Origin of the sequence: Abyssibacter sp. (assembly GCF_964229365.1) — a bacterium.
Classification (GTDB): Bacteria; Pseudomonadota; Gammaproteobacteria; order Nevskiales; family OUC007; genus Abyssibacter.
In genome coordinates this window covers 1-3,494 of the sequence record NZ_CAXRDQ010000059.1, presented here as the reverse complement: position 1 = coordinate 3,494, position 3,494 = coordinate 1, and the positions used below count along the sequence as shown (strand labels likewise).

Below are 3,494 nucleotides of genomic sequence, written 5' to 3'. Positions count from 1 at the left end.
CCAGTTTTGCCGTATCCACGGCAATCGTCGTAGATTGCATGTTCGGACTCCTTCTGTCGGTGTAGCTCGTGATTCAGAAACACCAGCTTGGCACACAGATGCCGGTAAAACGGCGGGAGGAGTCCATTCCATCACTGCAGGATCCGCTCACCGAGTTGGGCAATCGACTGCTGTTGGCTGACCGGCTGGGTCACGCCTGCGACCGAATCCAGGTCAATGGCGGCACTCTGGCAGTATTTTTTCTCGACATCGACGGATTCAAGCTCGTCAACGATGGCCTCGGGCATCGTGCCGGCGACGAGTTGCTGGTTTCGATTGCCGAGAGGCTCAAAGCCTTCGCCGGGCCATCGGACACCGTCGCTCGGTTTGGTGGAGACGAGTTCGTCTACGTGAGCGAATCACTGCAGAGCGCCGACCACATGGACGCTATGGCGCAGCGCCTGCTCACTGAACTTAAAAAGCCCATTCCGCTGGGTGGTCAGTCGTTTCAGATCACCGCATCCATCGGTTTGGTCTGGGTGGCTGGCGAGGATGGCCCGGTGGACGCCGAGCGGCTGCTGGCGGATGCCGATACCGCGATGTACGAGGCCAAGCGTGATGGTCGGAACCGGGTCGCCCGCTTTGACCCGGCGCAGCGGCAACGCGTGATCCGCGCCACGACGGTCCAGCAAAGGCTGGTGCAGGCGGTTCGTAACGGCGAGCTGGCGATTCATTACCAGCCGCTGGTGGAGCTGCAGGGCGGGCGCACCGTGGGTGTCGAGGCGTTGCTCCGTTGGGACGATCCGACACTGGGCTCGGTGTCGCCGGAGGAGTTCATCCCCATGGCCGAGGAATCCGGGCTGATTGGCGAGCTGACCGACTACGCGGTCGACCTTTGCCTGGCCGATTTGCCGACGTTGCCCGATTCGCTATATCTGTCGTTGAACCTGTCGGCGCCGGCTGTGCCGCGGCCGGAAACCGCGCAGTGGTTGATCGACCGCATTGAGCGGGCCGGCGTTGCGCCGGAGCGCATCTGCGTCGAGGTCACCGAAACTGCGGTCATGCAGCACGCCGCGGCCGCCGCGAGCACGCTCTGGAAGTTGCGCGCGTGCGGCATTCGCACGGCCTTGGACGATTTCGGGACCGGCGCCTCCTCGCTGGCGGTGCTGCGCGAATTGCCGGTCGACGTGCTGAAGATCGATCGCAGTTTTGTCAGCGGTATCGCCTCCGACCCGCGTGATCTCAGCCTGATCCGGGCGGTGATCGGCCTGGCCGCAGACTTTGGCATGCAGGTGTTGGCCGAAGGCGTGGAAACCGATGCACAGCGCCAGCTATTGCTTGAGCAGGGCTGCCGTCTGGGGCAGGGCTTCCTGTTCAGTCCAGCGCTTCCGCTGGGCGAGATCGTAAACAAACTATCGGATTAGACCGCGCGCATGGGCCAACGAACTCCTCGCGGCGGACGACCACCCGCGCGCGGGCTCAGCCGCGATTGACGCCGTCGCGCTCCTCGGCCAGATCGCGCACCACGGTGACCGCCTGCCCGGGTTGCAGGCGTTCGGCTCCGCGCACGGCCACGACATCGCCCACCGCCAGTTGGCCCTGAACCGAGATCCAGCTGCCGCGGCCCTGGCCCAGTGTCACGGGCACATGTTCGGCCAGCCCCTGTGCGTTGATTCGCACGACGCGAGTTCCGTTCTGCCGCAGCACCAGTGCATCGCGCGGCACGGCCAGACTGCTCTGTTCGCTGCTAATCGGTACGCGCACGCGGGTGATCTGGCCCACCGCGAGGCGGCGGGCATCGTCCGTGGGCAGGTCGACCCGAATCTCGAAGGTTTGCGATTGCGGATTACCGGCGGGCACAACGGTGCGGATTCGTCCGACCAGTTCTTCTCCTTCAACCATCACGCTGAGCACGTCGCCCGGACGCGTGCGGCCGAGCAGACGTAGCGGCACGCCTGCACGTACCTCCAGATGCGCCGTATCGATCAGGCGGCTGAGGCTCGCCCCGCGAACCACTTCTTCGCCGACGAAATGGGTTTGCTCCACGACTACGCCGGTGAAGGGCGCGGTGACGGTTGCGCGCAGAATCTGGTCTTCGAGTTGGGCAATGCGAGCCTGGGCGACCTCGATATCGCTGGCGGCCATGTCCCGTTGCGAACGCGCCTGCTCCAGATCGATGACCGAGACATAGTTGCTGGACGACAGGCGCTCCTGACGCTCGACCTCGCGTTCCAGATAGTTGTGGTTGACCGATTCCCGTTCGATCAGCGCGCGCTGTTCGGTGAGCTGCAGACGCAAGGGCCGGGCATCGATGCGCGCCACGGCTTCGCCTTGCTGCACCGTGCTGCCCGGTTCGGCCAGCCACTCCAGCCGACCGGCGACGCTGGCGGTGATCTGCATCTCATTGCGGCTGTGCACGGTGCCGGACACCGGCATGGCCTTGACCATGCGTTCGGAGCGAACGTGGTCGACCACCACGGGCGTGGCCTGTGGGGCTGGCTGGGCGTGCAGTGCGCAGATGGGCAGCAGCAAGGCGGTGAAGAGCAGCGGTCGCATATCAGCCTCCGGAACGTGCGGGGTCGGCGTCGGGCGCCGGGATGTTCGTGGCAATGCCGTGCCGGTCCTCTCCGAATCGGAGCAGGCTGGGCAGCAGCACCAAGGTGAAGATCGCCGACGACACCATGCCGCCCACGATGATGGCCGCCAGGCCTCGATAGATCTCCGACCCGGTCCCCGGCATCAGCATCAGCGGCAGCATGCCGAAGATACTCGTCAGCGCGCTCATGTAGATCGGCCGCGCCCGCTGGCGCACGGCGCTGGCGACCGCGTCGCGCCGGGTCAGTCCCTCCGCCTCGGCACGGCGGGTTCGGTCGACGAGCAGGATGGCGTTGTTCACGACCAGGCCCAGCAGAATGATGAATCCGCTCATGGTCAGCAGATCCATCGATTGGAAGGTGAACAGGTTCATCAGCCAGAGCGACAGCACACCGCCGGCAAAGGCCAGCGGCATGACCGACAGGACGATCAGCGCACTGATGGCGGATCGGTACATCGCGGCCAGGATCAGCAGCAGAATCACCAGGGCGTACAGCAGGTTGCGGCCCATGGAGGCCAGCGCCTCATCGAGTCCATCGGCGCTGCCGCGATAGCGAATCGAACCCTCGGCACCCAACACCGCGAGTATGGCCGGCTCCACCTCGGATTCGATCGTGTCGATGGCCTCTTCGAGGGTGGTGTCTTCCGGCGGAAACACGCGTAGCGTGACGGTGCGCTGACCGTTAATGCGGCGCAGCTCCGACGGGCCGACATGGCGTTCCAGCCAGGCCAGCTCACCCAGCATCTGAATGCCGCCCTGCGGTGTCGCCAGTGGCAACTCGGCCAGGCCGTCGGGCGTATCCCAGGGATCGGCCCGCACGACGATGTTGTGCCGCCGGTTGCCGTCGAAGTATTCGCCGACGTACAGGCCGTCGGTATAGGCCCGAACGGCCTGGCCGATATCGCTGCGGGTCAGACCT

At 65.2% G+C, this 3,494-nt stretch carries 3 protein-coding genes; 1 reads left to right on the top strand and 2 read right to left on the bottom strand.

Translation table 11 applies throughout. The features are described 5' to 3' along the window. The first annotated feature begins 68 nt into the window (after positions 1-68). On the top strand, positions 69-1,403 hold the full coding sequence (locus ACE1EY_RS09725) for a putative bifunctional diguanylate cyclase/phosphodiesterase (RefSeq protein ID WP_370300080.1): 1,335 nt from the start codon (positions 69-71) through the stop codon (positions 1,401-1,403). 55 nt (positions 1,404-1,458) lie between these two features. On the opposite strand, the gene ACE1EY_RS09720 is transcribed toward ACE1EY_RS09725, so the two are convergent. After that, positions 1,459-2,535 (bottom strand): efflux RND transporter periplasmic adaptor subunit, encoded by a 1,077-nt coding sequence (locus ACE1EY_RS09720; protein ID WP_291515229.1) that lies wholly within the window; start codon positions 2,533-2,535, stop codon positions 1,459-1,461. A 1-nt stretch (position 2,536) separates the two neighbouring features. Then, positions 2,537-3,494 (bottom strand): efflux RND transporter permease subunit (locus tag ACE1EY_RS09715; protein ID WP_370300079.1); only part of this gene is annotated, 958 nt, incomplete at its 5' end.